Source organism: Pseudomonas sp. NBRC 111140 (assembly GCF_001320885.1).
Classification (GTDB): Bacteria; Pseudomonadota; Gammaproteobacteria; order Pseudomonadales; family Pseudomonadaceae; genus Aquipseudomonas; species Aquipseudomonas putida_P.
This window is the reverse complement of record NZ_BCBQ01000193.1, coordinates 1-1,397: the sequence shown is the minus strand read 5'-3', so window position 1 is coordinate 1,397 and position 1,397 is coordinate 1. Positions and strand designations below refer to the sequence as shown.

Here is a 1,397-nt window from a genome sequence, read left to right as displayed (position 1 = left end):
TGGCGGGTTTCCCAGTCGAAGGCCCAGAGCACCGCATTGACGCTGTCGAGCAGCGAGCTGAACAGCTGATCGCGCTCACTCAGGCGGGCAACCTCGCCTTGGGCGTGGAGGAGTGCCAGTAACGTCTGGGCGGCTTCGGGAGGTGGGGTGCCGGGCAATGTCGTTGGAATGTTCTTGGCCATGTGCACGAAGCGGGTCTCAACGTGAAAGCGTGCGGCCAGCATCCGGCCCGCCACGCGGGCGATGTGCCGAATTTGAGTGGGAACGTGGGGGCTAAGTTCCGGACGGCACGCCCCACGGTGGGGCGTGCCGATCAACGGTGGTCAGGCGCCGGTCGGGCGCAGGGAGTAGGTCTTGAGTTGTGCCGCGAAGTCGCGCAGGGCGTGGATACCGCTGCTTTCGGCCTCGTGTACCCAGTCCTTCATGGCCGCCAGCATGTCGTGGCCGTTGGCGCTGGTGCGTGCCCAGATCTGCTGCAGGGCCAGGCGCTTTTCGTAGATGGTTTTCAGTGCCTGGCTGTGCGCGAGCATCGACTCGATGCGCACGTGGTGGCGGTCTTCCAGCAGGCTGGTTTCACGCGACAGCAGGCGTTTGGCACGGCGGAAGCGGTGACGCACCGAGGTATCGACGCGGGCCAGCTCCTGTTTCACCAGCGGGCCGATCACCAGCTTGCGGTACTGGGCCATGATCTGGAAGCGGTTGTTGAGGATGGCCATGGCAGTATCCATGTCCAGGTTGGCCTTGCCGGCCACCCGGTGGGCGATGGGCGCTACACGCTGCACCTTGGCCAGACGCAGCAGGCAGAAGAGGCGGATCCAGGCCCAGCCCATGTCGAACTCCCAGCGTTTGACCGAGAGCTTGGCCGAGTTGGGGTAGGTGTGGTGGTTGTTGTGCAGTTCTTCACCACCGATGACGATGCCCCACGGTACCAGGTTGGTGGCGGCGTCGCGGCATTCGAAGTTGCGGTAGCCGAGGGCATGGCCCAGGCCGTTGACCACACCGGCGGCCCAGAACGGAATCCACATCATCTGCACCGCCCAGATGGTGATGCCGATGGTGCCGAACAGCAGCAGGTCGATGACTGCCATCAGTGCGATACCGCCCAGCTTGTAACGCGAGTAGAGGTTGCGTTCGATCCAGTCTTCCGGGCAGTTCTTGCCGTAGATGCGCAGGGTTTCGGGGTTGCGTGCCTCTTCACGGTACAGCTCGGCACCTTTGCGCAACACCGTACTCAGGCCCTTGTGCACCGGGCTGTGGGGGTCGTCGGGGGTTTCGCACTTGGCGTGGTGCTTGCGGTGGACGGCGGTCCACTCGCGGGTGTTCTGCGCCGTGGTCAGCCACAGCCAGAAACGGAAGAAATGCTTGAGCGCGCCGTTGAGCTCCAAGGCCCGGTGCGG

Annotated in this window: 1 protein-coding gene and 1 pseudogene; both read right to left on the bottom strand. The window is 64.4% G+C overall.

All coding sequences use genetic code 11. The annotated features are described in order from the left end of the window. Positions 1-182 (bottom strand): annotated as a pseudogene (locus APH42_RS28830) (diguanylate cyclase); the annotation flags it as partial. Between the two features lie 141 nt (positions 183-323). Beyond that, a partial coding sequence (gene desA / locus APH42_RS28825) for a delta-9 fatty acid desaturase DesA (protein WP_060494753.1) occupies positions 324-1,397 on the bottom strand: 1,074 nt, incomplete at its 5' end.